Annotated in this window: 3 protein-coding genes; 2 read left to right on the top strand and 1 reads right to left on the bottom strand. The window is 69.5% G+C overall.

The window, feature by feature from the left end; genetic code table 11:
• Window positions 1-437 (top strand): ATP-binding protein (locus ACJA3G_RS36425; protein WP_406557307.1); only part of this gene is annotated, 437 nt, incomplete at its 5' end.
• Window positions 438-643: 206 nt separating this feature from the next.
• Here ACJA3G_RS36425 and ACJA3G_RS36420 read toward each other — a convergent pair.
• Window positions 644-883 carry a DUF397 domain-containing protein gene (locus tag ACJA3G_RS36420; protein ID WP_406557306.1) on the bottom strand — a complete coding sequence of 80 codons (240 nt, stop codon included), beginning with the start codon at window positions 881-883 and terminating at the stop codon, window positions 644-646.
• Between the two features lie 243 nt (window positions 884-1126).
• On the opposite strand from ACJA3G_RS36420, the gene ACJA3G_RS36415 reads away from it, so the two are divergent.
• Entirely contained in the window at window positions 1127-1627 is a 501-nt protein-coding gene (locus tag ACJA3G_RS36415; RefSeq protein WP_406557305.1) for a hypothetical protein, read from the top strand.
• Window positions 1628-1676 lie beyond the last annotated feature (49 nt).

The raw sequence follows: 1676 nt of genomic DNA, 5'->3' as shown, positions 1-1676 counted from the left end.
ACCCCTCCGCAGTGGCCAGTTCCGCCTCCTGCGCGCTGCCCGCCCGCTTCGAAGCCGTGCGCGGGGCCCGTCAGTTCACCAAGAAGACGCTCGGCCAGTGGGACCTGTCGGAGCGCTTCGACGAGGTGGCGCTGGTCGTCTCGGAGCTCGTCACCAACGCCCTGCGGCACGCGCTGCCCGCCGACACCGTCCGCGAGCCGGACGCGTCGCCGGTGCGGCTGCATCTGATGCGCTGGACCAGCCGGCTGGTGTGCGCGGTGCGCGACCCCAGCGTGGACAGCCCGTCCTCGCCCGGCTCCGACGACTGCGACGCCGAGTCGGGGCGTGGTCTGTTCCTGGTGGACTCCTTCAGCGACTCCTGGGGCTGGCACCCGCTCACGGGCACACTGAACGGCAAGGTGGTCTGGGCCTTGTTCCGCCTCCAGCCGGCCGACTGAGCCGAGCCCGGACCGACGCTTCTTTCCGTACCCGTACCCGTACGTCATGAGGGCCCCCGCGCGGGGGCCCGTTCGCGTTTCCGGGGCATGCCCGGGGGCGTGATGGCCAGTGACGAGAACAGCGGACGGCCGGTGGGCGCCCGGTGACCGATCGGCCGGTGAGGAGTGGGTGATCAGCGGGCGATCAGTGGCTGACCAGTCGGTGATCAGTCGGTGATCAGGTGGTCGAACTCGCCGTCCTTGATGCCCAGGAGCATCGCCTCGATCTCCGCACGCGTATAGACCAGTGCGGGGCCGTCCGGAAACGTCGAGTTGCGGACGGCAACCCTTCCCCCGGACAGTCGCGCGAACTCCACGCAGGTCCCCTGCGAGTTGCTGTGACGGCTCTTCTGCCAGACGACACCGTGAAGCTCCGTTGCCGCCATGCCGTTGTACGCGTGGTGCAAGGTCGCTCCCGGGGGGATGTGCAGACGTACATCTGTGAAAGGTCAACTGCCCCGGATCATAGCCGTGTTCATGTGCGCCTGCATGAGCATATGCACGTGCACGCGCGGTACTCGGGTCGTTACAGGCATTTCCACCGGGTTGGACTACTCGTCCACTGGGTATAGACGCGTCCCGCGCCCCAGAGGTTCACGCGCTGGTAGCTTGTCGCGTCCGGAAATCGTCGAAGCAAGGGGAATTCAACAGTGCGCAGGCATGTACGTGACGGGGCGGGCGCCGTGGCCCTCGCCGCTTGTCTGGCCCTGGCGGGGTGCTCCAGCTCGGACAGCGGCGACAAGCCCAAGGACAAGAGCCCCGACGGCGGCGGGCAGAGCGCGAGCGCGACCCCGACCGGCGGCTCCGGCAACGGCAGCAGCGGCGGCAAGGTGGCCGCCAAGGACATCGCGGGAGCCTGGGCGGCCGTGCTCCAGGGCAAGCCGACCGCCCTGGTGATCAGCGGGACGACCGTGGCGCTCGGCGGCGAACACACGTGCAGCGGCACGGTCAACGACAACGGCATGGCGATGATCGAGCTCAAGTGCGCCGACGGCAACACCGACCGCGTGGCCGGCATGCCGTCCCTGAGCAAGGACGGCAAGACCCTCACGGTGAAGTGGGAGGGCGGCAAGTCCGACACCTTCACCAAGTCGGAGCTGGACGGGAAGCTGCCGGCCGGCATCCCGACGGCGGGCCTGCCGACCCCCTGACCCGGACCGCCCCCGTCACACACTTCCCCGGCGGGACGGGGGGCCGGGG

The sequence above is a fragment of the Streptomyces sp. YS-3 genome (assembly GCF_045257485.1).
Classification (GTDB): domain Bacteria; phylum Actinomycetota; class Actinomycetes; order Streptomycetales; family Streptomycetaceae; genus Streptomyces.
This window is presented reverse-complemented; position numbering and strand designations above follow the sequence as displayed.